Origin of the sequence: Mycobacterium sp. 1165178.9 (assembly GCF_001673555.1) — a bacterium.
GTDB lineage: Bacteria > Actinomycetota > Actinomycetes > Mycobacteriales > Mycobacteriaceae > Mycobacterium.
Genome location: NZ_LZMB01000236.1, coordinates 1 through 962, shown reverse-complemented (window position 1 = coordinate 962; position 962 = coordinate 1). Strand labels below are relative to the sequence as shown.

Genomic DNA, 962 nt, shown 5'->3' with positions numbered 1-962 from the left:
ATGCTGATCTTCGCGGGCTTGGTGGGGATGGTCGCCCTTCGATTCATGCCGGAAGTCGCGGGCAAGCCGCTGCCGGGATCCGGGCCCGCGGTCGAAAGTGAGGCCGGCGAGCTGGCCGGCGCATGAGAGGTCGCTGGCCGGCGGCTTCGGCCCGCCGCCCGGGCAACCGCCCGCGCCGGCGCAGGGGCTTTAGACTCCGCGACCGACATGTTCGAAGGACCCGTCCAGGATTTGATCGACGAGCTCGGCAAGCTGCCGGGCATCGGACCCAAGAGCGCCCAGCGCATCGCCTTTCACCTCTTATCGGTTGAACCGCCGGATATCGACCGGCTGACCGCGGTGCTGGCGAAGGTCCGCGACGGCGTGCGGTTCTGTGCGGTGTGCGGCAACGTCTCCGACAACGAGCGCTGCCGTATCTGCGCCGATCCCCGCCGGGACGGCTCGCAGGTGTGCGTCGTCGAGGAGCCCAAAGACATCCAGGCCGTCGAGCGCACCCGCGAATTCCGTGGCCGCTACCACGTGCTGGGCGGTGCGCTCGATCCGTTGTCCGGGGTGGGACCCGATCAGCTGCGGATCCGCGAGCTGTTGAGCCGGATCGGGGAACGGGTCGACGACGTCGACATCACCGAGGTGATCATCGCGACCGATCCGAACACCGAAGGCGAGGCGACCGCCACCTACCTGGTGCGGATGCTGCGCGACATCCCCGGGCTGACGGTCACGCGGATCGCATCGGGGCTCCCGATGGGCGGTGACCTGGAGTTCGCCGACGAACTGACGCTCGGTCGCGCGCTCGCCGGCCGCCGGGCCATGGTCTGAAGCCGGCCAGCGACCTCTCATGCGCCGGCCAGCTCGCCGGCCTCACTTTCGACCGCGGGCCCGGATCCCGGCAGCGGCTTGCCCGCGACTTCCGGCATGAATCGAAGGGCGACCATCCCCACCAAGCCCGCGAAGATCAGCAT

General features: G+C 69.4%; 1 protein-coding gene and 1 pseudogene. Both read left to right on the top strand.

Annotation, left to right across the window (positions count from 1 at the left end; all coding sequences use genetic code 11):
- Positions 1 to 118: 118 nt before the first annotated feature.
- Positions 119 to 193 (top strand): annotated as a pseudogene (locus A5652_RS27525) (YbaB/EbfC family nucleoid-associated protein); the annotation flags it as partial.
- A 14-nt stretch (positions 194 to 207) separates the two neighbouring features.
- Positions 208 to 819, top strand: coding sequence for a recombination mediator RecR (recR, locus tag A5652_RS10790; protein WP_067349723.1), 612 nt, complete (start codon positions 208 to 210; stop codon positions 817 to 819).
- Positions 820 to 962: the final 143 nt, after the last annotated feature.

Coding starts and splice junctions, on each gene's coding strand:
- recR (WP_067349723.1), top strand. CDS start 208: ATGTTCGAAGGACCCGTCCAGGATTTGATCGACGAGCTCGGCAAGCTG.